Source organism: Streptomyces sp. HUAS MS02, from assembly GCF_055702265.1.
On the sequence record NZ_CM146747.1, the window covers coordinates 5,243,673 to 5,270,166 of the forward strand.

Annotated in this window: 28 protein-coding genes and 1 pseudogene; 9 read left to right on the forward strand and 20 right to left on the reverse strand. The window is 70.9% G+C overall.

Features of this window, described 5'->3' with window-relative positions; all coding sequences use genetic code 11:
* Window positions 1-117: 117 nt before the first annotated feature.
* Window positions 118-1,116 (reverse strand): inorganic phosphate transporter, encoded by a 999-nt coding sequence (locus ACZ9QC_RS22515; RefSeq protein WP_230217123.1) that lies wholly within the window; start codon window positions 1,114-1,116, stop codon window positions 118-120.
* 7 nt (window positions 1,117-1,123) lie between these two features.
* Window positions 1,124-1,744 (reverse strand): DUF47 domain-containing protein, encoded by a 621-nt coding sequence (locus tag ACZ9QC_RS22520; RefSeq protein WP_009326469.1) that lies wholly within the window; start codon window positions 1,742-1,744, stop codon window positions 1,124-1,126.
* Window positions 1,745-1,932: 188 nt separating this feature from the next.
* Between ACZ9QC_RS22520 and ACZ9QC_RS22525 the strand changes: the two genes are divergently transcribed.
* Window positions 1,933-2,334, forward strand: a complete 402-nt coding sequence (locus ACZ9QC_RS22525; RefSeq protein WP_472914769.1) for a metal-sensitive transcriptional regulator — start codon at window positions 1,933-1,935, stop codon at window positions 2,332-2,334.
* 132 nt (window positions 2,335-2,466) lie between these two features.
* Here the strand turns inward: ACZ9QC_RS22525 and ACZ9QC_RS22530 are convergent, their stop codons facing one another.
* Window positions 2,467-2,652 (reverse strand): hypothetical protein, encoded by a 186-nt coding sequence (locus ACZ9QC_RS22530; RefSeq protein WP_467339168.1) that lies wholly within the window; start codon window positions 2,650-2,652, stop codon window positions 2,467-2,469.
* Between the two features lie 144 nt (window positions 2,653-2,796).
* A complete protein-coding gene (locus tag ACZ9QC_RS22535) occupies window positions 2,797-3,630 on the reverse strand; it encodes an SCO4651 family lipoprotein (protein ID WP_472914770.1) in 834 nt (277 codons plus the stop codon).
* Window positions 3,631-3,925: 295 nt separating this feature from the next.
* Between ACZ9QC_RS22535 and ACZ9QC_RS22540 the strand changes: the two genes are divergently transcribed.
* The gene (locus ACZ9QC_RS22540) at window positions 3,926-4,093 is read left to right on the forward strand and encodes a hypothetical protein (RefSeq protein ID WP_472914771.1); all 168 of its coding nucleotides are present in this window, start codon (window positions 3,926-3,928) and stop codon (window positions 4,091-4,093) included.
* 43 nt (window positions 4,094-4,136) lie between these two features.
* Here the strand turns inward: ACZ9QC_RS22540 and ACZ9QC_RS22545 are convergent, their stop codons facing one another.
* From ACZ9QC_RS22545 to mshD, 9 genes are all read right to left on the reverse strand, one after another.
* Window positions 4,137-4,559 carry an NUDIX hydrolase gene (locus tag ACZ9QC_RS22545; protein ID WP_472914772.1) on the reverse strand — a complete coding sequence of 141 codons (423 nt, stop codon included), beginning with the start codon at window positions 4,557-4,559 and terminating at the stop codon, window positions 4,137-4,139.
* Window positions 4,556-5,695, reverse strand: coding sequence for a CHAD domain-containing protein (locus ACZ9QC_RS22550; protein WP_472914773.1), 1,140 nt, complete (start codon window positions 5,693-5,695; stop codon window positions 4,556-4,558). Before ACZ9QC_RS22550 ends, ACZ9QC_RS22545 begins: the two co-directional genes overlap by 4 nt.
* A complete protein-coding gene (locus tag ACZ9QC_RS22555; RefSeq protein ID WP_472921764.1) occupies window positions 5,676-7,910 on the reverse strand; it encodes an RNA degradosome polyphosphate kinase in 2,235 nt (744 codons plus the stop codon). The genes ACZ9QC_RS22550 and ACZ9QC_RS22555 overlap by 20 nt, the downstream gene beginning before the upstream one ends.
* Window positions 7,911-8,397: 487 nt before the next feature.
* Entirely contained in the window at window positions 8,398-9,207 is an 810-nt protein-coding gene (locus ACZ9QC_RS22560) for an ABC transporter permease (RefSeq protein WP_472914774.1), read from the reverse strand.
* Window positions 9,204-10,253: an ABC transporter permease gene (locus ACZ9QC_RS22565; RefSeq protein WP_472914775.1), complete on the reverse strand. Its 1,050-nt coding sequence runs from the start codon at window positions 10,251-10,253 to the stop codon at window positions 9,204-9,206. Before ACZ9QC_RS22565 ends, ACZ9QC_RS22560 begins: the two co-directional genes overlap by 4 nt.
* Window positions 10,250-11,275, reverse strand: a complete 1,026-nt coding sequence (locus ACZ9QC_RS22570; RefSeq protein ID WP_472914776.1) for an ABC transporter permease — start codon at window positions 11,273-11,275, stop codon at window positions 10,250-10,252. The genes ACZ9QC_RS22565 and ACZ9QC_RS22570 overlap by 4 nt, the downstream gene beginning before the upstream one ends.
* Window positions 11,272-12,240, reverse strand: a complete 969-nt coding sequence (locus ACZ9QC_RS22575; RefSeq protein ID WP_472914777.1) for an ABC transporter ATP-binding protein — start codon at window positions 12,238-12,240, stop codon at window positions 11,272-11,274. The genes ACZ9QC_RS22570 and ACZ9QC_RS22575 overlap by 4 nt, the downstream gene beginning before the upstream one ends.
* Complete coding sequence (locus ACZ9QC_RS22580; RefSeq protein WP_472914778.1) at window positions 12,237-12,641, reverse strand: GntR family transcriptional regulator; 405 nt, start codon at window positions 12,639-12,641, stop codon at window positions 12,237-12,239. Before ACZ9QC_RS22580 ends, ACZ9QC_RS22575 begins: the two co-directional genes overlap by 4 nt.
* A 113-nt stretch (window positions 12,642-12,754) precedes the next feature.
* The gene (mshD, locus tag ACZ9QC_RS22585) at window positions 12,755-13,681 is read right to left on the reverse strand and encodes a mycothiol synthase (protein WP_472914779.1); all 927 of its coding nucleotides are present in this window, start codon (window positions 13,679-13,681) and stop codon (window positions 12,755-12,757) included.
* A 264-nt stretch (window positions 13,682-13,945) separates the two neighbouring features.
* Between mshD and ACZ9QC_RS22590 the strand changes: the two genes are divergently transcribed.
* Both ACZ9QC_RS22590 and ACZ9QC_RS22595 read left to right on the forward strand, forming a co-directional pair.
* Window positions 13,946-15,748 carry a bifunctional metallophosphatase/5'-nucleotidase gene (locus ACZ9QC_RS22590; protein WP_472914780.1) on the forward strand — a complete coding sequence of 601 codons (1,803 nt, stop codon included), beginning with the start codon at window positions 13,946-13,948 and terminating at the stop codon, window positions 15,746-15,748.
* A gap of 242 nt (window positions 15,749-15,990) precedes the next feature.
* Entirely contained in the window at window positions 15,991-16,944 is a 954-nt protein-coding gene (locus ACZ9QC_RS22595; RefSeq protein ID WP_472914781.1) for an immunity 49 family protein, read from the forward strand.
* A gap of 25 nt (window positions 16,945-16,969) precedes the next feature.
* Here ACZ9QC_RS22595 and ACZ9QC_RS22600 read toward each other — a convergent pair whose 3' ends face one another.
* Together ACZ9QC_RS22600 and ACZ9QC_RS22605 are read right to left on the reverse strand one after the other, a co-directional pair.
* Window positions 16,970-17,278 (reverse strand): hypothetical protein, encoded by a 309-nt coding sequence (locus ACZ9QC_RS22600; RefSeq protein WP_472914782.1) that lies wholly within the window; start codon window positions 17,276-17,278, stop codon window positions 16,970-16,972.
* The gene (locus ACZ9QC_RS22605) at window positions 17,275-17,502 is read right to left on the reverse strand and encodes a hypothetical protein (RefSeq protein WP_472914783.1); all 228 of its coding nucleotides are present in this window, start codon (window positions 17,500-17,502) and stop codon (window positions 17,275-17,277) included. Before ACZ9QC_RS22605 ends, ACZ9QC_RS22600 begins: the two co-directional genes overlap by 4 nt.
* 149 nt (window positions 17,503-17,651) lie before the next feature.
* Between ACZ9QC_RS22605 and ACZ9QC_RS22610 the strand changes: the two are divergent.
* The 4 genes and pseudogenes from ACZ9QC_RS22610 to ACZ9QC_RS22625 all read left to right on the forward strand — a co-directional run bounded on the left by ACZ9QC_RS22610 (window position 17,652) and on the right by ACZ9QC_RS22625 (window position 19,453).
* Window positions 17,652-18,486 (forward strand): annotated as a pseudogene (locus ACZ9QC_RS22610) (helix-turn-helix domain-containing protein).
* A complete protein-coding gene (locus ACZ9QC_RS22615; RefSeq protein ID WP_472914784.1) occupies window positions 18,483-18,683 on the forward strand; it encodes a DUF397 domain-containing protein in 201 nt (66 codons plus the stop codon). Before ACZ9QC_RS22610 ends, ACZ9QC_RS22615 begins: the two are co-directional and overlap by 4 nt.
* 66 nt (window positions 18,684-18,749) lie before the next feature.
* Window positions 18,750-19,058 carry a hypothetical protein gene (locus ACZ9QC_RS22620; protein ID WP_472914785.1) on the forward strand — a complete coding sequence of 103 codons (309 nt, stop codon included), beginning with the start codon at window positions 18,750-18,752 and terminating at the stop codon, window positions 19,056-19,058.
* Complete coding sequence (locus ACZ9QC_RS22625; protein ID WP_184892324.1) at window positions 19,055-19,453, forward strand: hypothetical protein; 399 nt, start codon at window positions 19,055-19,057, stop codon at window positions 19,451-19,453. The genes ACZ9QC_RS22620 and ACZ9QC_RS22625 overlap by 4 nt, the downstream gene beginning before the upstream one ends.
* Before the next feature lie 24 nt (window positions 19,454-19,477).
* Here the strand turns inward: ACZ9QC_RS22625 and ACZ9QC_RS22630 are convergent, their stop codons facing one another.
* The 4 genes from ACZ9QC_RS22630 to ACZ9QC_RS22645 all read right to left on the reverse strand — a co-directional run bounded on the left by ACZ9QC_RS22630 (window position 19,478) and on the right by ACZ9QC_RS22645 (window position 23,272).
* Window positions 19,478-20,947 (reverse strand): sensor histidine kinase, encoded by a 1,470-nt coding sequence (locus ACZ9QC_RS22630; protein WP_472914786.1) that lies wholly within the window; start codon window positions 20,945-20,947, stop codon window positions 19,478-19,480.
* A complete protein-coding gene (locus tag ACZ9QC_RS22635) occupies window positions 20,944-21,684 on the reverse strand; it encodes a response regulator transcription factor (RefSeq protein ID WP_472914787.1) in 741 nt (246 codons plus the stop codon). Before ACZ9QC_RS22635 ends, ACZ9QC_RS22630 begins: the two co-directional genes overlap by 4 nt.
* A 180-nt stretch (window positions 21,685-21,864) precedes the next feature.
* A complete protein-coding gene (locus ACZ9QC_RS22640) occupies window positions 21,865-22,047 on the reverse strand; it encodes a hypothetical protein (RefSeq protein ID WP_472914788.1) in 183 nt (60 codons plus the stop codon).
* 124 nt (window positions 22,048-22,171) lie between these two features.
* The gene (locus ACZ9QC_RS22645) at window positions 22,172-23,272 is read right to left on the reverse strand and encodes a S1C family serine protease (protein ID WP_472914789.1); all 1,101 of its coding nucleotides are present in this window, start codon (window positions 23,270-23,272) and stop codon (window positions 22,172-22,174) included.
* A gap of 337 nt (window positions 23,273-23,609) precedes the next feature.
* Between ACZ9QC_RS22645 and ACZ9QC_RS22650 the strand changes: the two genes are divergently transcribed.
* Window positions 23,610-25,379 carry a trypsin-like serine protease gene (locus ACZ9QC_RS22650; RefSeq protein WP_472914790.1) on the forward strand — a complete coding sequence of 590 codons (1,770 nt, stop codon included), beginning with the start codon at window positions 23,610-23,612 and terminating at the stop codon, window positions 25,377-25,379.
* Between the two features lie 64 nt (window positions 25,380-25,443).
* Here the strand turns inward: ACZ9QC_RS22650 and ACZ9QC_RS22655 are convergent, their stop codons facing one another.
* Complete coding sequence (locus ACZ9QC_RS22655; protein WP_472914791.1) at window positions 25,444-26,466, reverse strand: LacI family DNA-binding transcriptional regulator; 1,023 nt, start codon at window positions 26,464-26,466, stop codon at window positions 25,444-25,446.
* Between the last annotated feature and the right edge of the window lie 28 nt (window positions 26,467-26,494).

Below are 26,494 nucleotides of genomic sequence, written 5' to 3' on the forward strand. Positions count from 1 at the left end.
GTCCGCAGCTCTGCCTCCGACGGGCTTGCGCCGGACGACCTGGCAACAGGTCGGCGTGGCGCAGGTCCGTGTGCCCCGGCCTCACGGGGTGAGGAGGGGCGGGCGGACGCCGTGCGGTCAGAGGAACGCCAGGTTCACGATCCAGAAGCTCGTCGCGGCGACCAGGGCCGCCGCCGGCATCGTGATGAACCAGCCGAGGATGATGTTCTTGGCGACGCCCCAGCGGACCGCGTTGATGCGCTTGGTGGCGCCGACGCCCATGATCGCCGAGGTGATGATGTGGGTCGTGGAGATGGGGGCCTTGAAGATGAAGGCCGTGATGAACATGATCGACGCGCCGGTGGTCTCGGCGGCGAAACCCTGCGGCGGGTCGAGTTCGATGATCTTCCGGCCCAGGGTGCGCATGATGCGCCAACCGCCCGCGTAGGTGCCGAGGGAGAGCATGACCGCGCAGGCGATCTTCACCCAGATCGGGATCGGGTCGCCGTAGTCCTCGACGTCCGCGATGACCAGGGCCATCACCACGATGCCCATCGTCTTCTGGGCGTCCTGGAGACCGTGGCCGAGCGCCATGCCGGCCGCCGACACGGTCTGCGCGATCCGGAAACCGCGCTTCGCCTTGTGCGGGTTGGCGCGGCGGAAGATCCACATGATGCCCGCCATCACCAGGTAGCCGACGACCAGGCCGACCACCGGGGACACGAACATCGGGATGACGACCTTCTCCAGCACGCCGGACCAGTAGACCGTCGTGCCGCCGGCGAGGGCCGCGCCGACCATGCCGCCGAAGAGGGCGTGGGAGGAGGACGACGGGAGACCGAAGTACCAGGTGATGAGGTTCCAGGTGATCGCGCCGACCAGGGCCGCGAAGAGGATGCCCATCCCCTTGGAGCCCTCGGGCGTGGAGATCAGACCCTCGCTGACCGTCTTGGCGACACCGCTGCCGAGGAAGGCTCCTATCAGGTTCATGACCGCGGCCATCGCGAGGGCCGCGCGGGGTGTCAGGGCACGGGTCGACACCGAGGTCGCGATCGCGTTCGCGGAGTCGTGGAAGCCGTTGGTGTACGTGAAGAAGAGCGCGACGCCGATGGTCACGACCAGAGCGAAGGTGTCCATGAAGGGTTCAGGACTCCTTGACCGCGATGGTCTCCACCGTGTTCGCCACGTGCTCGAAGGCGTCCGCCGCCTCCTCCAGCACATCCACGATCTGTTTGAGCTTGAGGACCTCGATGGCGTCGTACTTGCCGTTGAAGAGGTGGGCCAGGAGCTTGCGGTGGATCTGGTCCGCCTGGTTCTCCAGTCGGTTCACCTCGATCCAGTACTCCGTGAGGTTGTCCATGGTGCGGAGGTTGGGCATCGCCTCGGCCGTCAGTTCGGCCGCGCGCGCCAGGACCTCGATCTGCTGCTCGACGCCCTTGGGGAGTTCCTCGACGTTGTAGAGGACGACCAGGTCGACGGCCTCCTCCATGAAGTCCATGATGTCGTCGAGGGAGGACGCGAGGGAGTAGATGTCCTCGCGGTCGAAGGGCGTGATGAACGAGGAGTTCAGTTGGTGGAAGATCGCGTGTGTGGCGTCGTCACCGGCGTGTTCCGCTGCCCGCATCCGCTCCGCGATCTCGGCCCGGGCGGAGGCGTCCGCCCCGAGCAGTTCCATCAGGAGCTTCGAGCCCGTGACGATGTTGTCCGCGGAGGCGGCGAACATGTCGTAGAAGCTCGTCTCCCTGGGGGTCAGACGAAAGCGCACGTGGGGTCCTCGGTATGCATGGGTTTCGGTCAGGCTGATGCTAGGCGCATCATCCGGCCACGGCTAATGGGCCGTCCCCCAGTGTCGCCCATCAGGGAGACGGGCAGACATGGGGGCTGCCCGCAGGGCGTATACCCGCCAAAGTTCGATACGATATACCCGGTAGGGGTATATGTCTGGAGGCTGCGATGACGACCACAGGGGCCGGAGCCGAGGTGCCCTCCGCCGTGGACGGTCCGGGACCGGGCGCGGAGCCGGGTGTGACGCCGGGTGTCCAATCGGGTGTGGTGACCGACCACGACCGTGGAATCCACGGGTATCACAAACAGAAGGACGAACACCTCAAGCGCCTGAGGCGTATCGAGGGGCAGATTCGTGGGCTCCAGCGGATGGTCGACGAGGATGTCTACTGCATCGACATACTCACCCAGGTCTCCGCCTCGACCAAGGCGTTGCAGTCCTTCGCGCTGCAACTGCTGGAGGAACACCTGCGGCACTGCGTCGCCGACGCGGCGCTCAAGGGCGGCACCGAGGTCGACGCGAAGGTGGCGGAGGCCACGAAGGCGATCGGGCGGCTGCTGCGGACCTGAGGGGCCGACCGGCCCGGGGCCCGTCGACGGGGGCGCTTTTCGGCCACCGGGTGCGGGCTTCCGGCGACGAGGACGGGGAGAACAGGGAGGGGACAGGGAGGTGCGGAGCGGTCGGGCGTGCGCAGACAGGCCTCAGCGGGGCGGTTCGCCCTCGTGGGCGCGTTCTTCCCAGACACGCAGGACCTCGTCGATGCGGTCGGGGCTGAGGCGGTCGCCGTCGGTGGCGGAGGCCGCGATGATGAGGTCGCCACAGAGCTCGATCTCGGCGAGGGCCACGTGGTCCTGAACCGCCGTACCGCCTGCCGGAGCCACGCGCATCACCTCTTCTCTGCCGTCACCGACTCCTAGGGTAGGCAGCGGCCCACAGCCCGCGCATGGCACCAACGGACCATTTCCGGCCCGGTGCCCTCCGCCCCGTCCGGTGCGGCCCGGGGGCTGCCGCGGGTGCCGGGCCGCCGCGGGCTACTCCTCCGCGATCTTTCCGGCGTAGATGTCCTCCGGCCGCGGCAGGCGTACGGCGACGGGGACGCCGAAGTCGAACAGCAGGGTCGTCGAGGTGACCGCCACGGTGCCCTGGCCGCCCCCGTTGACGAAGCTGAACCGGTGGCGGATCTTGCGGATGCGGCCGTCGTCGTCGAGGTAGGCGTCGAAGGGGACGCGGGCCGTGGCGAAGCCCTTGGCGGCGGCGCGCAGCGGGGCCCTGTTGCCTTCGGAGGCCGCGCGGGAGGCCGTCGTGAGGTCGGCGGTGCCGCGGTAGTGGCGGACCCGGGTGCCCTCGACCTCGGTCTCCCCGACGAACTCCGCCGTACGCGCCCCGCGCAGCACCTCGGCGGCCGCGAACGGGTCGGTGGCGCCGCCGGTGACCAGATTGCCGTCGGAGAGGGTGCCGGTGTCGACGCGGACCCATTTGTCGGCGGGGACGCCCGCGCCCCGGTTCTTCATGAACAGGGCGCCGGGGGCGAGGAGTTCGGTGATCGGGCGGTGTTCGCTGCGGCCGGCGGGGTCGTGCGGCAGCAGCACTCTGAGGCGGCCGAGCTGTCTGCCGTAGTCGTAGACGCCCTCGCCGTGGATGGTCACCCGGGTGCCGCCGGTCGCCATCTCCATCTCCGTACGGGCCTTGGAGCTGCCCGCGCGGACGAGGGCGGGGGCTGCGCGGTGCATGAGGTCGACGGGGTCGGTGGGGAGGGGGTCGTCGGTGACGCCGCCCAGGGCGCAGCCGGTGACGCCGGTCGCGCCGGCGATGAGTCCCGCCGCGACGAGTGCCGCGCCCGTCCTGCTGTGCCGCCGCGTCACCATCGCCTGCCGATCCCCTGCCGGGTTTGCCGGGTTCCTGTGGTCGTTTCGGATAACGACGGCCCGGGGTGGTCGTCACGCCGGGAGGGTGTGGGGGAGGGGGCGCCTCAGAGCTCGGGGTGGTCGGTTGTGGGGCGAGTGCGGGTTCGGTGGGGGCTGGTCGCGCAGTTCCCCGCGCCCCTTCACGGGCTTCGCCCGCTCAAGGCGCCTCGGCCTGTGGGGTTCGAAGGGCGCCGCCTGTTGTGGGCGCTTCGGTGCTGGGGGCGTGGGGGTGTTTCGCTTGGGTAGCGTTGTCGGTGTGGTGCATCAGGACGAGTCGGAGACGCCGCAGCAGCACCGTACGACCACCGTCGATCAGGGGCGCTTCTGCGTGGCGCGCTGTACCTGCGGCTGGCGCGGGCCGGCCCGGCGGGCGCGGAGTCTGGCCCGGACCGACGCGGAGGGGCACGCGTTGAGCGGGGTGTAGCCGGGCGGGCGGCGGTCCTGTGTGCCGGTGTGTGGCGGCGTTCTTACGCGTGGCGGAGGGTCGTCAGGAACTCGTCGATCAGTTCCCGGTCGCGGGGCTGGGTCAGCCGGTCGCGGGCGGCGGCCGGGGGCAGCCACGCGATCCGGTCCACCTCGGCGGTGGGCGCGAAGTGGCCGTCGGTCGCCTCGGCCGCCCAGTAACTCACCGTCTTGGCGCGGCCGTTGACGAAGTAGCGGGCCTTGGACAGCCGGGGCCCCGGCGCGCACCGGTGGCCGGTCTCCTCCTCGACCTCGCGCAGCGCGCCCGTGAGGGCGTCCTCGGTGCGCTTCAACTTGCCCTTCGGATGCGACCAGTCGTCGTACTTCGGCCGGTGGACCAGGCAGATCTCCAGCTCCCCGCCCTCGGGGGAGTGGCGCCACAGGACGCAGCCGGCCGCCCGGACGACGGCGTCGGTGTTCTCGGTCATGACGTGCTCACCGCCTCCTTCTGCCAGCACTGCTGGAACGCGAACCGGGACGCCTCCACTTCGTGGCGCTGGTCGGCGTGCAGGACGCCGAGGGCGTAGGCGGTGGCCGGGGCGATCCGCGGGGTGCGGGCGGCGGCGGCCGCCGCGGAGGCCGCCTCGCTGGCGTCCCGGTGGCGGTTGAGTGCCTCACCGGCGGCGAGGAGGCGCAGGTCGACGGGGACGGCCTCGGGGTGCAGGACCTCCAGGGCGTAGCGGTGCAGGCGGAGCAGCAGCCGTACCTGGTGCCAGGGGGCGTCCTGGGGGTGGGGCGCGGTGTCCGGGGAGAGGCCGTGGATGAGGGCCTCGCCGTTGTAGGGCTGGCCGGCGGTGTGCAGGGGGAGGCCGGTGACCGCGTCGCGGAGGCGGTCGTGGGCGGCGGCGGCGAGCGGGCCGAGGTCCATGGCGGCGGCGGACGGGGTGAGGGGGACCTCGCTGGCGAGGACGGCGACGCTGTCGGCGACGGCGTGGAAGCGGGACGAGCCGAGGGCCTGGAGGGCCGCCGAGTGGGCCCGGGTGCGGGCGAGGGTGAGCTGGCGGTCCAGGAGGGCGCCGGCCTTCGCGGCGCCGACGGTGAGGTTGCCGCGGTCGGGGGTGGCCGGGGGGTGTTTCCGCTGCTCGGCGGTGTGAGGTGCCGCTGCGCCCACCCGTGCCGCCCCAGCGGCACGATTGCCCGCAGCTAGGGAGGACGGGGACGTACCCGTGTCGGGGCGGGCCGCGACTGCCGTCTGCGCCGGGAGGTGCGTCGCGCCCGACAGGCGGTTCAGGGCGTTGACCAGGCGGTCCAGGCGGGCCGCGTAGGCGTGTTCGCGGCCCAACGTGCCGGAGAGCCAGGCCAGTTCGGGGCGGAGGGACTCCGACCACTCGGCGTCCAGCAAGGGGCGGAAGGTGTGCAGCGTGCCGCTGATGCGGCGGGCCGAGCGGCGCAGGGCGAGCGCCGCGTCGGTGGACTCCTCGGCTCCGGATGCCGCGCCCCCACCGTTCTCCCGGTGGGTGCGCAGCGCGCGGAGGAACTCCGTGGCCCGCTCCCGCAGATAGCCGGCGACGGCGTCCGCGGGAGCGGCCGTGGTGTTCGTGGGGTCAAGGTGTCGCTGTGCCACGCCGGCGCCTCCGGGCGTCAATGAGCATCTCCTGGACGTTGCGCAGGGGCTGTCCGTCCGCGTCGGTCGAGTGCCGGGTCCACTCGCCGTCGGGACCGAGGTGCCAGGAGGAGGTCGTGTCGGACATACCGGTCTCCAGCAGGCGGTTGAGCGCCGCCCGGTGGGCCGGGTCGGTGATCCGGATCAGGGCCTCGATCCGGCGGTCGAGGTTGCGGTGCATCATGTCGGCGCTGCCGAACCACACCTCCGGCTCGCCGCCGTTGCCGAAGCCGAAGATCCGGGAGTGTTCGAGGAAGCGGCCGAGGACGGAGCGGACGCGGATGTTCTCCGACAGGCCCGGGACGCCGGGCCGTATGGCGCAGATGCCGCGTACCCACACGTCGACCGGCACACCCGCCATCGAGGCCCGGTACAGGGCGTCGATGAGCGCCTCGTCCACGATCGAGTTGACCTTGATGCGGACGTGCGCCGGGCGTCCGGCACGGTGGTGCTGGACCTCCTTGTTGACGCGGGCGATCAGTCCGTCGCGCAGGGACTTGGGCGCGACGAGCAGACGGCGGTAGGTCTCGCGCCGCGAGTAGCCGGAGAGCCGGTTGAAGAGGTCGGAGAGGTCCGCGCCGACCTGTGCGTCGGACGTGAGCAGGCCGAGGTCCTCGTACAGCCGTGCCGTCTTCGGGTGGTAGTTGCCCGTGCCGACGTGGCTGTAGCGCCGGAGGGTGTCGCCCTCCTGACGGACCACCAGGGACAGCTTGCAGTGGGTCTTCAGGCCGACCAGGCCGTAGACGACGTGGCAGCCGGCCTCCTCCAGCTTGCGGGCCCACTTGATGTTGGCGTGTTCGTCGAAGCGCGCCTTGATCTCGACCAGGACGAGGACCTGCTTGCCGGCCTCGGCGGCGTCGATGAGCGCGTTGACTATGGGGGAGTCGCCGGACGTCCGGTACAGGGTCTGCTTGATCGCGAGGACGTCCGGGTCCTCGGCCGCCTGCTCCAGGAACGCCTGCACCGACGTCGAGAACGAGTCGTACGGGTGGTGCAGCAGCACGTCGCGGTTGCGCAGGGCGGCGAAGATGTCGGGCGCGGACGCCGACTCGACCTCGGCCAGGTCGCGGTGGACGCCGGCGACGAACTTGCGGTACTTCAGCTCCGGCCGGTCCAGGGAGGCGATGCGGAAGAGGCCGGTGAGGTCCAGGGGCCCGGTCAGCGGGTAGACCTCGGACTCCTTGATCTTCAGCTCGCGCACCAGCAGGTCCAGGACCTCCTGGTTGATGTTCTCCTCGACCTCCAGGCGCACCGGCGGCCCGAAGCGGCGCCGCATGAGCTCCTTCTCCAGGGCCTGGAGGAGGTTCTCGGCGTCGTCCTCCTCGACCTCCAGGTCCTCGTTGCGGGTGACCCGGAAGGCATGGTGCTCCAGCACCTCCATGCCCGGGAACAGCTCCTCCAGGTGGGCACCGATCACGTCCTCCAGCGGGACGTACCGGCCGGGGGAGGCCTCCAGGAAGCGGGAGAGCAGCGGCGGCACCTTGACGCGGGCGAAGTGCGAGGTGCCGGTGACCGGGTTCTGGACGCGGACGGCCAGGTTCAGGGAGAGGCCCGAGATGTACGGGAAGGGGTGCGCCGGGTCGACGGCCAGCGGGGTCAGCACCGGGAAGATCTGGTGGCGGAAGAGCGTGAAGAGGCGGGCCTGCTCCTTCTCCGCCAGCTCGCTCCAGCGCACCAGGTGCACGCCCTCCTCGGCCAGGGCCGGGGCGACGTCCTCGTGGAAGCAGGCGGCGTGCCGGGCCATCAGCTCGCGGGAGCGGGCCCAGATCATCTCCAGCACCTCGCGGGGCTGGAGGCCGGAGGCGGACCTGGTGGCGACGCCGGTGGCGATGCGGCGCTTCAACCCGGCCACCCGGACCATGAAGAACTCGTCGAGATTGCTGGCGAAGATGGCCAGGAAGTTCGCTCGTTCGAGCAGGGGGGTGGCCGGGTCCTCGGCCAGCTCCAGAACGCGTTCGTTGAAGGCGAGCCAGCTGCGCTCCCGGTCGAGGAAGCGGCCCTGGGGCAGCCTCTCGCCGCCCTGCTCGTCCTCGTCGTACGCGTCGAGGTCGGCGTCGATGTCGGGTTCCAGGTCGGACACCACGGCCGACACCGTGTGGGGGCGGTGGCCGGTTATGGAGCCGACGGACGGCTGCGCGTGCTGGACCTGGGCTGCCTGGGCGTTGGACTGGCTCATGGCACCATTCTTCCGCGTCGCGAGCATCACGGGCGCGTCGGACAGGGCCGGTGGGAGTGCGGGGACGCGCGAGGAGGCGTTCGCGGCGGTGTTCTCGGCGATGTCGGCGTCGATGCGCGCCACGACGTCGATGACGTCGACGGCCTCGGCGGTGTGGTGCGGCGCGACGGGCGCGGGCGTGCTGGGGTCGTCCCCCGGACTGTTCCCGCTGCTTGGGCCGCTGCGTGGGGGAGGCGAGGGCTCGGGCACGACGGGGTTCATTGCGGAAGCGTCGCAAGGTCGTCTGAATCGCCGGTTACGGAGACCTTACGTGCGGGATAGCGGGGGGAGGACCGCCGGTTCCGGAGACACGTGCGGGGCGCCCCGGCGCACGCCTTCTCGTGATCACACGCCGTTCACCGCCCGCACGCCGTCGGCACGCCCCTCCCCCCGTAGGAGGGGCGTGCCTGGTTCGGGGCCCGGGCCGGGAGTTCGGGCTGCGGCGCCGTCAGCGGGTGCGGCGACGCACCAGCCAGAATGCGGCGACCGTGGCCAGGGCGGTGACGGTGAGCACGACGCCGGTGGCCATGAGGTGCAGGGGCCAGAAGTCGGAGGGCGGACGTGTCTCCATGGTCGGGGCGGTGGGCCACAGGTCGTCGGTGCGCCGGTCGAGGTACACGTGGAACCAGACGATGAAGCCGAGAGCAACGGCGAGCGCGGGCAGCGCCCGCTTCAGGGCCAGGCCCGCGAGCGCGCCCACGGCCAGCGCGCACAGGGCGTACGCCACGAGCAGCGGGCCGCGGTTCACCATCGGGTCCGGGTAGTGCCACTCGTCGCCCATGACGGTCCGGTCCGTGCCCCAGGCGGAGCGGTAGAGCAGGACCAGGACGGTGGCGCCGAGGACGAGCACCGCCGCGGGTACCGCCAGTTTGACGGTGAGCCACCGGGTCGGGGTGACCGACTGGGTCCAGGCCAGCCTGGCCGTGCCCTGCTCCATTTCGCGGCCGGTCAGCGAGGCGCCGGCCCAGGCGGCCACGCCGTAGCAGAGGTAGGAGACGAGTGTGCCGATCATGCTCATGCCCGTGTCGTACGTCAGCACGGATTCGAGGTCGATGCAGCCGCCGTTCCTCCTGCACGCAGCCGTCTCCCGCCGTATGTCGTCCAGGACGACGATCCGCAGCCAGAGCATCCACCCCGCCATGGCCAGCACGTACGCACCCCACACCAGCAACGCCGGGCGGTGCAGGCGCAGTACGGTCCGGACGATGTCGCGGAGGCGGACGCGGGCGAGGTCGGAGGGCGCGGTCGTGGTGGTCATGTCGTTCCTCCCTTGCGTTGTGGCGTGCCGCCGCCCGTGCGGCGTCGGAGCAGGCGGAAGGCGGCGTGGACCAGCAGGGCGGTGAGGGCGAGGACGATGCCGGTCTCGATGAGGTGCAGGGGCCAGAAGTGGGAGGACGGGTGGTGGTCGGTGTAGTAGCCGACCAGGTCGGGGACGCTGTCACAGCCTGCGGAGGTGTGGCAGGGGTCCGGGACGCGGGTGCCGTCGGAGGTGAGCGCGCCCTGGTCGACGAGGAGGCCGGTGGGGTCGGAGCCGCGCTGCTCCACCGTCGTCGTCACGGTGACGGGCGGCCAGAGGTACGGGCGCAGCTGGGCGAGCGCGTACACCAGACCAGTCATGGCGAAGAATCCGTAGCCCAGTGCGGGCAGCGAACGGCGGACGAGGAGTCCGATCAGGGCACCGACGGCAAGGCCGAGGAGAACGCGGCTGACGGCGAGCGGGCCGTTGCCCACGAAGAACTCGTCGTAGTACTCCTGCCAGTACCACGGTCCACCGCCCCGTTCGATGTGCGCCGACCACATCACCCGGTGGAGCAGGACGAGCAGAAGGGTGCCCGCCGTGAGCAGGGCGGCCGGGACCGCGAGTTTGGCGGCGAGCCACCGGGCCGGGGTGACGGACTGGGTCCACGCGACCTGGGCCGTGCCGGTTTCCAGCTCGCGGCCGATCAGCGCGGCTCCGGCCCAGAGGGCGACGAGGAGGGGCGCCAGGCTGATGAGCGAGGAACCGACGGTGACGGCTGTCTCGTACCGTTCCAGGGCGGGGGCGCCGAAGTCGCAGTCGACGCTCATCTGGCCGGTGTCCCGGCAGTTCTCCGTGTGGTAGCCCGCCCAGGCGGCATCCACGCCCGGCCCCGCCGCCCAGAGCAGCGTCCCCGCGGCCACGACGATCAACAGCGCCCAGCACAGCGCCGCCGAGCGGTGCAGGCGCAGGGTCAGCCAGATCAGTCCGTGGAGGTCCCGCTTCGTGCGTCGGCCTTCGGGGGCGACGGGGGCCCGGGTCGGCGGTGTGGTGGTCGTGATCGTCATACGGCCCCTCCCGCAAGGCGGCGCAGCAGGCGGAACGACGTCCAGATCAGCAGGGCGGTGGCGGTCAGGACGATGGCCGTCTCGACCAGGTGGAGGGGCCAGAAGTGGGAGGAGGGGTGGAAGTCGGCGTAGAAGCTGACGGCGTCGGTCCGGCCGCAGGAGTCGTCCGTGCACGCCAGGTCCGAGACGCGTTCACCGGTGCCGGTGATGAAGCCGCGGTCGACCAGCTCGCCGTTCCAGTCCCGGTCCGCGGTCTTGGAGACGAGGGTGTCCACGGGCCACAGCAGGTGCCGGTTCGACTGGAGCAGGCCCGCCAGGAGACCGGTGCCGACCAGACCGACGGCCAGCCCGGGGAGCGAGCGGCGCAGCAGCAGGCCGGCGAGAGCGCCGACCGCCAGGCCCAGCAGGGCGTACGCCGTGCCGACGGTCCCGTGGGCGACGAAGACGGTGGACTCGAACCAGTCCCGGGTCCCCAGCGCCTGCCGCAGCCGCTCCTCGCGCCACCACACCAGGCGGTTCAGCAGGGTCAGCAGGACCGTCCCGGAGACGATCACGGCGGCCGGGACCGCGAGTTTGGCGGCGAGCCAGTGGGCCGGGGCGACGCCCTGGGTCCAGGCCAGCCGGGCCGTGCCGCTCTCCAGCTCACGGGCGATCAGGGCACCGCCCGCCCAGGCACCGATCAGGGCCGGGGTGATGGTGAGGACCGCGGGGCCGAGGGTGGCGGCCAGCCCGTAGAGGGAGTACGCGGGGCCTGTCGAGCAGTAGTCGATCGGCACGCAGCCGCTCTTGAGCTGCTCGGTCCAGGCCGCGTCGAGCCCCGGTCCGGCGGCCCACACCAGTCCGGCGGAGACGAGGCCCACCAGCAGCCCCCAGAACCACAGGGCCGACTGGTGCACGCGGAACGTCGCCCGGATCAGCCCCCGGGTCGGGGTCATGGCCGGGGCGGGGTCCCCGGAGCGAGCGGTTCCGATGGTCTCCGTGGTCTCGGTGGGCGAGGTAGCCGTGGTGGTCGTGGTGTTCATACGGCCGCCCCCCGGGTCTCGGCCCCGTTGGTGTCGTCCGCCCCGTCGGTGTGGTCCGCGTCCGTGTTTCCTTCGTCCGCTTCGTCCGCTTCGTCCGCGTCGTCGATCGTCAGGCCCGGGGCCTCCGGTGACCGCAGATGGGCGAGGACCAGCTCCTCCAGGGTCGGCTCGGCTGTCTGCCAGCCCCCGCCGACCGGACCACGCGGGCGGATCAGCGCGGTGAGCTGGCGGCCCGTCGTGCGGGACTCGACCACGGTGTGCGGGGCGAGGTCGCCCGCCGGGCCGGTGACCAGGGTGTGCGCGGCGAGGACCTCGTCCAGCGGGCCCGCGAGCCGGACGCGCCCGGAGCCCAGCAGGGCCAAGTGGTCGCAGGAGCCCTCCAGTTCGGCCACGACGTGCGAGGACATGACAACCGTGGTGCCGTGTTCGGCGGAGTCCGCGAGCAGTATGCCCATCAGCTGGTGCCGGGCGAGCGGGTCGAGGTCGGCCATCGGCTCGTCCAGGAGCAGCAGTTCGGGCCGCTTGCCGAGGGCGAGGGCGAGCGCGACCCGGGTGCGCTGACCGCCCGAGAGGGAACGGATCTTCGCGTTCCTGTTCAGGTCGCCCTCGTCCACCACCCGCTCGGCGGCGGCCGAGTCCCAGCGCCGGGTGTTGAGCTCGCGGCCCAGCCGCAGGGTCTCGGCCACGGTCAGCTGGGGATAGAGGGGCTTGTCCTGGGCGACGTAGGCGATGCGCTCGCGGGCCTCGGCCGGGGTCGTGCCCAGCACGCTGATCGTGCCCTCGGTGGGGGCGAGCAGTCCGGCCGCGTGGGCCAGGAGGGTCGACTTGCCCGCGCCGTTCGGTCCGACGAGCGCGCACACCCGCCCCGACGGCAGCCGCAGCGTGCACTCGCGCAGCGCCCAGCTCGCCCGCCGCCACCCGAACTTCCTGCCGAGCGCGGCCGCTTCCAACGCGGTCCCCGTCATGCCTGGTCCCCCTGCTCTCGCTTGTCGGTCGTGAAGTGTTCGTCGAGTACGGACGTGAAGAGGGCCTCCACGTCGTCCCGTTCGAGCCCGGTCTCCCGGGCCCGTACGGCCCAGCTGTGCAACTCGGCCCGCAGCGGGGAGTCGACGGGCGCGGTCCCCAGTGACCTCCGTACGAACGTGCCGAGGCCGCGGCGGGCCTCGACCAGGCCCTCGCGCTCCAGTTCGCGGTAGGCCTTCAACACCGTGTTCGGGTTGATCGCGGTGGCTTCCACGACCTCGCGGGCCGTGGGGAGCTTGTCGCCCGGTTCCAGCAGCCCCATCCGCAGGGCCTGTTTGGTCTGCTGGACGATCTGGACGTAGGTGGCGACACCGCTGCGCCGGTCGATGCGGTACTCGACCACTCGAAACAACCACCCTTTCACTAATTGAGTAGTGAAAGGGTGGTGCAAGAGAGGGGGCGGTGTCAACCACACCGCCCCCCGCCTGTGGAAAACTCCGCTTGCGCGCGGCTGTGTCAGGTTTCGCTGCGGTACATCAGGTCCGTCTCGTACGTCACGAAGCCGAGGCGCTCGTACACGGTCACGGCCGCCTTGTTGTCCGCGTCGACGTAGAGCATCGCGGTGGGCAGGCCCTGGGCGGCGAGGTGGCGCAGGCCGATCGTGGTGAGGGCCTTGCCGAGGCCGCCGCCCTGCGCGCCGGGGCGTACGCCGACGACGTAGACCTCGCCGAGCTGCTCGGCCGCGTGCGCCTTCGTCCAGTGGAAGCCGACCAGTTCCTCTCCCTTGAAGGCCAGGAAGAAGCCCGCCGGGTCGAACCAGGGCTCGGCCTTGCGGTCGTCGAGGTCGCGCTGGGTCAGGGAGCCCTGCTCGGGGTGGTGGGCGAACGCCTCCGCGTTCGCGGCGAGCCAGGCCGCGTCGTCCGCGCCGGGGACGAAGGTGCGCACGGTGACCCCGTCGGGGAGCACGGGCTCGGGCGGGTCGAAGTCGGCCAGGGGGCGGCGCATCTGGCGGAGTTCGCGGAAGAGGGTGAGGCCGAGCACCTGGGCCAGGTGGCGGGCGGCGCTGTGGCCGCCGTGCGCCCAGACCCGCAGCCGCTTGCCGGACTCGGCGAGCAGGGCGGAGCCGAGGGCGCGGCCGTGCCCGTGACCGCGGTGGGAGGGGTGGACGACGAGTTCGGCGGCCGGGGCCTCGACGGGGTCGTTGTCCTCCAGCTGGGCGTACCCGACGAGGGTGTCGCCGACGGTGAGCAGGAGGTGGGCCACGCCTTCGCGGGGGCCGCCGCGGAGTTGGAGGCGGCCCTGCTCGGACACCGCCTGTTGGCCGTCGACCTGGGCGGCCTCGTCGACGAGGGTGAGGACGGCGGCCTTCTGGTCGGGGGTGAGGTCCAGGCTTGTCTCGATGCGGCGCGCTCCGCTGGGCTGGGCCGTGTCGTCGCTGGTCATGGGTACGAGATTAGCTCCGCGGGGGGCGCCTGCCGGGTGGGTCGGTTCCGGCGTCTCGCGGGTGCGGCCTGAATGCGGCTGGTCGCGCAGTTCCCCGCGCCTCATCGGGTGCGCGGTGTTGTCCCCCTTTGTTATCAGTCCTCCCTGACGGCAATCAGGTCGTAACCATGAACCCCCTGCCGCGCTACGCGCGTTGACCCTAGGCTTCGGCCGGACGGGGCCTGTCTCACGTTTCTCTTACTTCCATACGAACCAGGGGGGCACATGTCAGCCACACCCCATGCCCAGCACCGCAGAAACCGCCGTAACCGGATCCTCGCCGTCGCGGCCGGGCTGGCGACCGTCGGTGCGCTGGCCGCCGCGATCCCGGCGAGCGCCGGTGAGACGCAGACCGGCAAGGAGAAGCCGAACCGGTACCAGGACGTGCAGCTGCTGTCGTTCAACGACCTGCACGGCAACCTGGAGCCGCCGGCCGGTTCCTCGGGCCGGGTGACCGAGCTGCACGAGGACGGGACGACCACCACGATCAACGCCGGTGGTGTCGAGTACCTCGCCACGCACCTGCGCGAGGCGCGCCGGGCCGACGACTACACGATCACGGCCGCCGCCGGCGACATGGTCGGTGCCTCCCCGCTGATCTCGGGCCTGTTCCACGACGAGCCCACCATCGAGGCGCTCAACGGCCTCGACCTCGACGTCACCAGCGTCGGCAACCACGAGTTCGACGAGGGCGCGAAGGAACTGGCCCGCCTGCAGAAGGGCGGCTGCCACCCGACGGACGGCTGCTACGTCAAGGGCAAGAAGTTCAAGGGCGCCGACTTCCCGTACCTCGCCGCCAACGTCATCGAGAACAAGACCAAGAAGCCGCTCCTGAAGCCCTACTGGGTGTGGAAGAAGAACGGCGTCAAGATCGGCTTCATCGGTGTGACGCTGGAGAACACCCCGGGCGTCGTCTCCGCCGAGGGCGTCAAGGGCCTCACGTTCAAGGACGAGGTCAAGACGATCAACAAGTACGCCAAGGAGCTGGAGCGCCAGGGCGTCAAGTCGGTCGTCGCGCTGATCCACGAGGGCGGTGCCCCCGCCTCCACGTCGTACAACTACGACTGCGACTCGCCGGGCGCCGGTGACGGCATCTCCGGTCCGATCGTCGACATCGCCAAGAACATCACGGCCAAGGTCGACGCCGTGGTCACGGGCCACACGCACGCCGCGTACGCCTGCACCATCAACGACCCGGCCGGCAAGCCGCGCATGGTCACCTCCGCCGCGTCCTTCGGCCGCCTCTACACCGACACCACGCTGACGTACGACCGCAAGACCGGCGACATCTCCCGTACGGCCGTGGACTCCGCGAACCACGTGGTCACCCGTGACGTCGAGAAGGCTGCCGACATGACGGCCCTCATCAGCAGGTGGAACACCCTCGCCGCGCCCATCGGCAACCGCGCCATCGGCTACATATCCGCCGACGTGCCCAACGCCGGCACCGAGTCCCCGATGGGTGACCTGATCGCCGACGCGCAGTACTGGTACGGCAAGACGCTCGACCCCGAGGTCGACCTCGCGCTGATGAACCCCGGTGGTGTGCGCGCTCCGCTGACCTACGCGGCCAAGGGCACCGAGGGCGACGGCGTGGTGACCTACGCCGAGGGCTTCACCGTCCAGCCGTTCTCCAACACGGTCAACCTGCAGAACTTCACGGGCACGCAGCTCATCTCGATCCTCAAGGACCAGGTGAGCGGCACGAACGCGGCTTCGCCGAAGGTGCTGCTGCCGTCCTCGAACCTGAAGTACACGCTCGACCTGACGAAGACCGGCGCGGACCGGATCGTCGTCGACAGCGTCAAGCTCAACGGTGCGGCGATCGACCCGGCCGCCACGTACCGCATCGCGACCAACAGCTTCCTCGCGGGCGGCGGCGACGGCTTCCCGACGCTGGGCCAGGGCACGAACGACCTGGTCGGCGGGGACGACCTGGCGGCCCTTGAGCAGTACCTGCTGGCCAACTCCTCGGCCACGAGCCCGCTCGCGCCGCCGGCGGCCAACCGGATCACGATCATCCAGTAGCCGGACCGGACCGGACCGAACTGGACCGGATCGAACCGAACTGGACCGGACCGAGCTGGGCGGGTGCCCCGTGTTCCTCTTGGGACGCGGGGCACTGCTGTGTCGGCGACCGTACGGCGGCGGCGGTGGTGGTGGCGGGTGGCGGTGATCCGGTCCTCCCCCGCCCGTGAGCGGGGCGCATGCCCGCTGCTAGCGTGCCGGGTCGGGTCCGGTCGGGGAGACCAGGAGAGGGCGGGCGGCCAGTGCGGGAAGTAGCGTGTCATGAGGTCGGCGCGGGACGGGTGGCCGAGGCGCTCGACGACATCGAGGGGCGGACCCTCAGGTACTGGCGCGGGCTGTTCTACGGCGCGTACTCCCTGAACGCGATGCGGGAGATGCGTGACGACCTGCTCGACCACGTCGCCGCCCGCACTCTCCAGGACCCGGCGCTGGACGATCACGCACGCACGGCCCTGCGGACGGCGGCGGAGTGCTCGCTGGGGCTGCTGAACGTCGGCTGCTACCCGAAGGGCGACCAGGAGATCTCCTTCCCGCTCATCGGCCGGGACCTCACGAGCGAGGACGTCGAGTTCCACCGCCTCATCGAGGAGGCTCCCACGGCCGCGACCTGGGTCGAGACCTTCGAACTGTGCGTGGTGAGCGGTCTGGTGTGGGAGTGGCGGCGGGTGATCGGCCTGCTGCTGCGGGGCGATGCCGCGCGCACGATCCACGAGGGGGTGCCGTACTCCGACCTGGACTCGGTTTCCGACCCGGCCGACCTCGCGACGATGGACGCGCTGTGCGGCTATCTGACGCCCTCCGCCGGGCATCTGCCCCGTGACTGGCCGACCGTGCCGCTGTGCGAGCCGGGCGCCGACGAGCGGGCGGAGGCCGCGCGGCGACTGGACGCGGCCGGACCACTGACACCGGATCAGCGCCTGCTCCGCGTGCTCCTCGACGGCGACCGGGACGCCTTCGACAGGGCGCTCGCTGCCCGGCTCGTCGAGCACCGGGAGCAGGTGGGAGCCGATCCCGCCCCCAGGACCCTGCTGCCCCTCGGCCCGCTCGCGCTCGCCGCCCTCGCGGTCCAGGTCCACGGGTGGGAGCCGCGGGTCCGCTCCGGCTTTCTCCCGCACGCCCTGCTCGGCTCCACGGACGCGCTGCGACGCGCGGCGGACGGCGAGACGAACACGCTCGGCCTCTGGGGCGCGAGGTAGTCGGCCCCTTGGCCGGCGCCGACGCCTAGAGGTGGTTCTCGGGGCCGTCGCCGACGCGCTGGATCCGCCACCCCCTGCTGACCGCGATCCGCACCACGTCCTCCAGGGACTCCACAGCCCGCGTCAGCGCGAACCGCACGGCCCGCTCGCCGGCCGCCTCGTCCCCGAGTACGGCCTTGCTCCCGGCCAACACCTCCTCGGCCGACCCCAGTTGGGAGGACTCCACGCTGTCGGCGAGCAGGGAGAGGGCTCCGGGGCGCGCGGTGTCCGGGTCGAGATAGCAGGGCTTGCCGTCGGGGGTGGTCCACGGCAGCAGGCGCAGGCCGTCCATCATGCGAGCACCTCGTCCGGGACGCCGTACACGTAGAGCTCCTCCGGGCTGAGGACGTAGGGCCGTACGAGGTTGTCGTACGACTCGAAGGGCCAGATGTCGTCGGGCTTCCGGGGCGGCGGAGGCGGCGGAGCGGGTTGCGGCGGCTCCTCCGCCTCGGACGGCGACGACCTGTGCGCGGCCCAGCGGAGCAGTGCCTCACAGAGCCGTTCGATGAATGCGCGCATGCCGGTGCCTCGACTTTCGTCTCAGGGTTTTTTCAGGGTCGGTCTGACGAGCGGCGATTACCGTTCGTGTCCTGATCGTCACGCGTGCGTCGTACGTTGGGGAAGAGGCCTGGCGTTGTCTGGAGCGCCAGGCAACGGCGAGGGGTGACATGGGCGAAGTGGTTGACGGGGAGCGGGAATCAGGGCGGGTAGCGCTGGGGCGGACCCTGCTGTTCCTGCGTGAGAAGGCGGGCAAGACGCTGACGCAGCTGGCGGCGGAGACGTCGTACGACAAGAGCTATCTCTACCGCCTGGAGAAGGGGGAGAGGCTCTCCAAGCGGGCGGTCATGGAGGACTTGGACACCTACTACGGGTCCGGTGACCTGCTGGTTCGGCTGTGGCGGGATGCCCGCAAGGAGGTCATCAAGGACAAGTACAGGGCGTTCATGGAGTTGGAGGCGACGGCTCGCGTCATGCGGATGTTCCAGCTCGCGGTGCCGGGGCTATTGCAGACGGAGGAGTACGCCCGCACCGTGTTGTCGGGGTTGTCCAGAGCTCAGACAACCGCAGGCAACAGAGAGGAGATCGAGGAACAGGTGGCCGCGAGGATGGGACGGCAGGAGTTGCTGTATCGCGAACCGGCACCCAGCATCCGCGTGATCCTGGACGAGGGGGCCGTGCGGCGGCCCGTTCCCAATGCGCAGGTGTGGGCGGACCAGCTGTCGCGACTGTTGGAGGCCGCCGAACTGCCTTCGGTGGCTCTTCAAGTGCTGCCCTACGCGGCGGGTGTGCACGATGTCATGAACAGCCACCTCACGCTCTTGTGGCAGCGGGTGGGCGAACCTGTCGCGTATGTCGAAGGCAACGGGGTTCGGAGTGCTGATCGATGATCCGGACAAGGTTCTGTCCTTTCGCCTGTCCTACGATCTCGTCCGGGACGCGGCGCTGACTCCGGAGCAGTCGACGGCGTTCATCAAGCGCCTCTGGGAGGAGTCCAGATCATGAACCGAACCCCCGACCTCAGCACCGCCGTTTGGCGCAAGTCGTCCTACAGCGATGGCGGTCAGACGAACTGCCTCGAAGTCGCTGACGAAGTCCCCGGCATAGTCCCCGTCCGGGACAGCAAGGCCCCGGACCGCCGTCCTCTCCTGTTCTCGCCCCGGGCCTGGGCCGCCTTCGTCAAGGTCGTCGCGGCCGACTGAGCACCTTCGAGTGAAGGCGGGCTCCGAGGCGGGACACCCGGTTCATGGTGTGGCTATGGTGAATCCATGGCAGACAGTACGACCATTCAGGTCTCCAAGCAGGCCCGTGATCACCTCGCCCAGGTCGCCAAGGAGCGCGGCATGACCCTCGGCCAGCTGATCGAGCAGCTGGCCTCGGAACAGCCGACGGCGGAACAGATCGCGGAGCGGGTCGCCGCCACCCGCAAGGTCCTGCGTGAGCGCATGGGCTGCACGCTCACCGACGAGGAGTTCGACAACGGGCCCGACGTCCTGGCCAACATCTACGCCATGGCCGCGGAGAAGATGCACTCCGGCCGACAGACGACGCGCTCCGACCGGGGGCGTGCCGCGTGATCGTTCTCGACACGGACGCGGCCCTCGCGCTCGCTCGTGGCCACGAAGCCCTGCACCGGCTCGTCGACAACGTCGCGCACACCCCCGGTGACTGGTTGCACATCCCCTCGCTGTGCCTCATGCGGGCAGAGGAAAAGGACGAGGGCGTCGGGCGGGCACTGCTCGCGCTGCCGGGCATCCAAGTGGACTCACTCGGGCAGACAGCTGCTGTCACGGTGGGCGGGATGGTCCGTGACGGATGGGGCGGAGCCGATACCTGCCACGCTCTCTACGTCGCCACACCACACCTGGAGACGGGTGGCATGTCCATCATCCTGACTGGGCGCGAGGACGACTACCCGCCGGGCGTACTCGCCATCGACATCGACTCCCCGGGAATGCTCGGCTTCCACTGAGGTCATCCCCTGATCCCTGATCCCCTACGGCGTCCCCGGTACCTCCGGCGGAGCCGTCGGCGCGCCCGGCAGTCGTACCGTCGCCAGCGTCCCGCCGCCGTCCGCTCGGGACAGGGACACCTCGCCGCCCGCCTGCTCCACCGTCCGCGCCACGATGGAGAGGCCCAGGCCGGATCCCGGCAGCGAACGTGCCGACGGGGAGCGCCAGAAGCGGTCGAAGACGTGGGGGAGTTCGTCGGCCGGGATACCGGGGCCGTGGTCGCGGACCGTGAGGACCCCGGCGTCGAGGGAGACCTCGATCGTGCCGCCCTCGGGGCTGAACTTCACCGCGTTGTCGAGGATGTTGACTATGGCCCGCTCCAGCGCGGACGGCTCGGAGCGGACGTACCAGGGGTTCAGGTCCGCCGTGATCGTCAGCTCGGGGCCGCGCAGGCGGGCCCGGCGCAGGGCCGCCTCCACCGTCTCCTGGAAGTCGACGACCTGGAGGTGCCGGCCGCCCTGCTGACCCGATTCCGAGCGGGACAGCTCCTGCAGGTCGCCGATCAGCGAGGCGAGTTCGGTCATCTGGGCCGTCACCGAGGCGAGCAGGGCCTTGCGGTCCTCCGCCGGGATCGGGCGGCCCGTCTCCTCGCTGCGGGTGAGGAGTTCGATGTTCGTACGGAGGGAGGTCAGCGGGGTGCGGAGCTCATGGCCCGCGTCGGCGATCAGCTGTCGCTGCAGGTCGCGGGAGCTCGCCAGCGCGCTCGTCATCGAGTTGAAGGAACGGGAGAGACGGGCCACCTCGTCCTCGCTCTCCTCCTCGACGGGGATGCGGATGCTCAGGTCCTCCGTGCGCGCCACGTGTTCGACGGCCTCGGTGAGCTTGTCGACCGGGCGGAGACCCGCCCGAGCCACGGCCAGCCCGGCCGCTCCGGCGCCGACGACTCCGATGCCGGAGACGACGAGGAGCAGCAGCGCCAGCTCGTTGAGCGTGGACTGGGTGCCCTTGAGGGGGAGGGCCACGACGTAGGCCGTGCCCGGCATCACGTACTGTCCGTCGCCGTTGTCGACGACGAGTGCCGTGGCCAGCACGCGCACCGGGTTGCCCTCGCTGTCGGTGCCGTTGCGGATCGTGCCGCGCTTGATCCTGGGGTTCGCGGCCACTTCCTTGTCGCTCTCGGCGACGTTCACCACGCCCGTGGAGTTGGGGAAGACACACGTCGTGCCGTCCGTGGTCACCACCTGGGAGTAGCCCTTGTTCTTCGGCCCCCAGAAGGACTGCGACGGCGCCTCGGGGCAGGCGGTGAGGACGTCGTCCTGCACGATCTGCTCGGGCAGCGCTCGGCTGACCATGGCCTCCAGGTCGTTGTTGACCTCCTCGTACAGCTTGCCCTGGACGATGAACCAGCACGTCACCGACACCGCCGCCACCGCGAAGGCCACCGCCGCCGCGACCAGCATCGACAGCCGGGCCCGGATGGGCAGGGAGCGATAGCGGCTCAGGAGCCTCTTCACTCCGCGCCGCCTTGTCGCAGGACGTATCCCACGCCCCGCACGGTGTGGACGAGCCGCGGCTCGCCGCCCGCCTCGGTCTTGCGGCGCAGGTACATGACGTACACGTCGAGGGAGTTGGAGGACGGCTCGAAGTCGAAGCCCCAGACGGCCTTCAGGATCTGCTCGCGCGTGAGGACCTGGCGCGGGTGCGCCAGGAACATCTCCAGGAGCGTGAACTCCGTGCGGGTCAGCTCCACCGGCCGCCCGCCCCGCGTGACCTCCCGCGTCGCCAGATCCATCCGCAGGTCCGCGAAGGTGAGCGCCTCGTCCACCTCGGCGTTCTGGGCGACGGCCGCCGCGTACGAGCTGCGGCGCATCAACGCGCGGACCCGGGCGAAGAGTTCGTCCAGTTCGAACGGCTTGACCAGGTAGTCGTCCGCGCCGGCGTCGAGGCCCGTGACGCGGTCGCCGACCGTGTCACGGGCGGTGAGCATCAGAATCGGCGTCGTGTCGCCCGCGCCGCGGATCCGGCGGGCGGCGGTCAGCCCGTCCATGCGCGGCATCTGTACGTCGAGGATCACCAGGTCCGGCCGGTACGCGGTCGCCTTCTCCAGCGCGTCGGAGCCGTCGACGGCGACCTCGGTGTCGTAGCCCTCGAAGGCGAGGCTGCGCTTGAGCGCGTCACGTACCGCCGGCTCGTCGTCGACGATGAGGATGCGCTGGGGTTCGGGGGCGCGGGCGCCTTCGGCGGAGCTCATGTGGTCTTCGTTCCTCGGAAGCGGTGGATTGCGGGGGCCGGGGCGCCGTGGGGGTTCTCGTGCGTTGCCCGGTGCGGGTCCGGTGGGGCTTCTCGCGCAGTTCCCCGCGCCCCTGATGGGGCGCGCGCGGTTTCGCCCTAGCCTTGCACGTCCCCTGGCCGCGCAGTAGGCCGTACCGGATCAGCCGCGAACCGTACGTCGGCGCGGGCGCGCGGCCGTGTTGCGACGGGCCGGGCCATGGGTGGCCGCCACCTCGGGGGCCCGCGTCACCGCCGGGTGAAGTTCGGCCGCCACCGCGAGGGCGAGGTCCAGCCCGGCCGGGTCGGCGGCGGTTGCGACGGTGTGGGAGACCTGCGTGATCATGTCGAACTCCTTGGACTCAGCGGGACTGACGGGACGGAGGGGGAAAGACCTGCTCGGAGGGAAAGACCTGGTCGGAGCGTCGGACCTCAGTCCGGGCATCGGACCTCAGTCCGGGCGTCGGGCCTCAGTCCGAGCCGCCCGCCCGCAGGGTGCTCAGGTCGGCCTTGACCGTGTCGACCGGGATGGCGAAGCCGAGGCCGACGCTGCCGGCGCTGGAGGAGGTGGCGTCCGCGGCGGAGTACATCGCGGAGTTGATGCCGATGATGTTGCCGTTCATGTCGATGAGGGCGCCGCCGGAGTTCCCGGGGTTGAGCGAGGCGTCGGTCTGGAGCGCCTTGTACGTGGTGGTCGAGGAGCCGGTGTCACCGTTGAACTGCTGGCCGCCGAACTCGAACGGCCACTGCCCGCCACCGCCCTGCTGCCGGCCCTGGCTCTCGTCCGTCGAGACCGTGACGTCACGGTCGAGCGCGGAGACGATGCCGCTGGTCACGGTGCCGGTCAGACCCTCGGGGGAGCCGATCGCCACGACCTGGTCGCCGACCTTGACCCCGGCGGAGTCGCCCAGCGTGGCGGCCTTCAGCCCGGAGGCGTCCCGGAGCTTGATGAGGGCGAGGTCCTTCTTGCTGTCGGTGCCGACGACCTCGGCCGTGTAGGACTTGCCGTTGCTGGTCGTCACCTTGATCTGGGAGGCGCCGGAGATCACGTGGTTGTTGGTGACGATCTCACCGTCGCTGGTGATGATCACACCGGAACCGGTGGACTCACCCGCGTTCGAGGTGGCGTTGATCTCCACGATGCTCGGGCTGACCGCCGAGGCGACCCCGGAGACCGTGCCCTTCTGGCTGGTGGGCACCACGCTGGTGCTGGTGGAGCTGGAGGTCACGGTGTCCGTGCCGGTCAGCTCCTGGATGCCGTACGCCGTACTGCCGCCGATCGCCGCCGCGACGAACGCCACGGCCGCGAGCAGTGCGATGGGGCCCCGGGTGCGCCTTCTCGACGTGGGCGCGGAGGACACCGGCTCGGTGAGGAGCGCGGTGGGGGCGGCCTGTGCCGAGGCCGCGGTCGCCGGGTCGTACGCCGACGGGGGCGGCCACTCCGGGTTCACGGGGTTCGCCGGGTTCACCGGGTTCAGCGGGGCGGAGGCGTGCTGCTGCCCCTGGTACGGGTTCTGCTGCCCCTGGTAGGGGTTCTCGTACTCGCCGCTGCGGCGGAAGCTCTCGGTCATGACTCAGAGCCTGCCGCCCGACCATGAGACCTTCCTGAGTGCTCCCTGAGAACCCCGGCAGAACCTCGTTCGCCCCATATAAAGGCGCGGGGGCCCGCCCGCAAGGGAAACAGAGGGTGGCCGGGCGGTGATGCCACGGAACGCGGCATCCGAATACTTGCCCGACCTCGCAGGATTCCGTGTCCGGTGGGACGGCCGAGGCCTACGATCACCCAGCCGGAGGGGGGCTCCGCGATACGACCCGAGGCCGGGGCAACCGGTGACGGGGCGGTCGGTGTCGTACGCCCTGCTCGGGCGCGCACGACACCCACGCACCCACGCACCCCAGGAGCCCTGAGTGATACGTGCCTTCAAGGCACTGCCCGCCGCCGCCCTCGCGCTCGCGCTGAGCGGCACCGGCGTCCTCGCGGCGCAGCCCGCGACGGCGGCCGACGCACCGACGCACCCCACGGTCACCCTCGACCAGCCCGCCGCACCCGCGACCTCCGCCAAGGAACTGCGCCAACGCGTCATCAAGGCGGCGGAGGACCAGGCGAGACAGTCCTCGGACGAGCCCGAGGCATCCGACGGCACCGCGTCGTCCCCCTCCACGCCCCCCTCCTCCCCGTCCCCGTTCATCATCGGCGGCAGCGAGACGACGATCTCCGCGGCGCCCTGGATGGTCCAGCTCGCGTACTACGACGCGACCACCGACGAGGGCTACTTCTGCGGCGGCACCCTGGTGGCCCCGAACAAGGTCCTCACCGCCGCCCACTGCCTCGACGGCCTCGACTGGACGGCGAACGGCGCGGTCCTGGCCGGTACGACCGACCTGTACGACGACACGACAGGCACGGTCGCGGGCGTCCTGCGCGCATGGCAGCACCCGAAGTACGACGGCGACACCATCAGGAACGACGTCGCCGTCCTGACCCTGGACCGCCCGCTGGAGCAGAAGACGCTGCGCCTGGCCGCGTCCGACGACGGCGCGCTCTACACCGCCGGCACGAACGGCACCGTGTACGGCTGGGGCCTGACCTCCGGCGGCGAGGACGCCCAGCTCTCCACGAAGCTGAAGAAGGCGACGCTGCCGTTGGTCAAGGACGCGACCTGCGACAGCGCGATGAAGTCGGTGCTCGGCACGGACTACTTCGCCGAGGGCTCCATGGTCTGCGCGGGCACCCCGGCCTCCGGCGGCGACGCGGGCACCACGAGCACCTGCAACGGCGACTCCGGTGGTCCGCTGGTCGTCGGCGGCAAGGTCGTCGGCATCGTCTCGTGGGGCGTCTCGGGCTGCACCGCCAAGGGTGCCTACCCGGTCTTCACCAAGGTCTCCTCGTACACCTGGGCCGCCCAGCCCCGGATCGACGACACCGACCTGACGTACGACGGCCGTGCCGACCTCCTGGCGCGCACGCCCTCCGGGAACCTCTTCCAGCAGAACAGCAAGGGCACGTCGCTCACCACACGCGCCTACCAGGGCAACGGCTGGCAGAACGCGAGCTGGGGCATGCAGACCGACCTGGACCGGGACTTCTACCAGGACCTGATCATCCGGGACAAGAACGACGGCAAGCTGTACCGCAGCTACATGGACCACTCCACCTGGGAGTGGACGTGGACGCAGATCAGCTCGGTCTGGGGCGGCTACAAGTCCTACGCCGTCCCCGGCGACCTCACCGGTGACGCCCTCCCCGACCTCGTCGCCCTGGACGCCGACGGCTCGGTCTACCTGTACCCCGGCAAGGGCAACGGCCAGTTCAACGCCAAGATCCGGGTCGTGAACAAGGCTTGGAAGGGCGCCAAGCTCCTCGGCCGCGGTGACCTCTCGGGCGACGGCAAGCCCGATCTCCTGGTCCGCTTCTCCGACGCCACGCTCTACCTCTACAAGGGCACCGGCAAGGCGGCGACCCCCTGGTCCCCGCGCATCAAGGCCCGCACCGGCTGGAAGTTCACGGCCTACGTGACGAACGGCGACGTCACCGGCGACGCCGTCGCCGATGTCCTCGCCCGTGACTCGGGCGGCATCCTCTGGCTCTACCCCGGCACCAACAAGGCGTCGACGTCCCTGTTCGGCAGCCGTATCAACCTGGGCACGGGCTTCAACCAGTACAACGCGTTGTTCTAGGCCCGCTCGTGGCGGCAGACCCCCGCGCCTCGCCTGCTTCCGAGGGGCGCGGGGCCCTGCGGAGCTACTCGCAGCCGCACGACCGTCGAGCGACCAGCTTCGACGGGAACAGCTTCACCCGCTCGCCCCGGGACCCGGCCACCCGGATGCCGTCGTCCAGCACCAGGTCCACCGCGGCCCGGGCCATGCCCGTACGGTCCGTCGCGATCGTCGTCAGCGGCGGGTCCGTCAGCGCGGCCTCCTTGACGTCGTCGAACCCGGCCACGGCCAGCTCGCTCGGCACCTCGATACGCAGTTCGCGCGCGGCGCGCAGGACCCCGATCGCCTGGTCGTCGGTGGAGCAGAAGATCGCCGGGGGCCGGGCAGGGCCCGACAGCAGCTCCAGCGCCACCTGGTACGCGTCGTAGCGGTTGTAGGGCGCCTGGAACAGCCGCCCCTCCGTGGAGATCCCGGCCTCGTCCATCGCCTGCCGCCAGCCCTCGACGTGGTCGGAGACGGGGTCGCCGACGAGCGGGGTCTCGGCGAGGCCACCCATACAGGCGACGTACGCGTACCCGTGGGAGAGCAGATGGTCGACGGCGAGCTTCGCGCCGCCGATGTCGTCGGTCACCACGGCCACGTCGTCGATCGCCTCGGGCCGCTCGTGCAGCAGCACGACCCGTGCGTCCCACGCGTCTATCTCGGCGGCGGCGTTGTCGTTGAGGGCGTGGCTGACGAGGATCAGCCCGGAGACGCGCATCCCGAGGAACGCCCGCAGATAGTGGACCTCGCGCTCGGCGACGTAGTCGGTGTTGCCGACGAGCACCATCTTCCCGCGCTCGGCGGCGGCCTGCTCCACGGCGTGGGTCATCTCGCCGAAGAAGGGCTGGCGCGCGTCCGGCACGATCATGCCTATGAGATCCGTACGCCGGGAGGCCATCGCCTGGGCGACTCGGTCCGGGCGGTACCCCAGCTCCTTGATGGCGGCGAGGACACGCTCGCGCGTGGCCGGTGCGACCGGCCGGGGTCCGTTGTTGATGACGTAGCTGACGACGGCGGTCGATGTTCCCGCCAGTCTTGCCACGTCATCCCGAGTCACCTTGGCCACGCGCGGAGTCTACGCGGATGGACCGCCC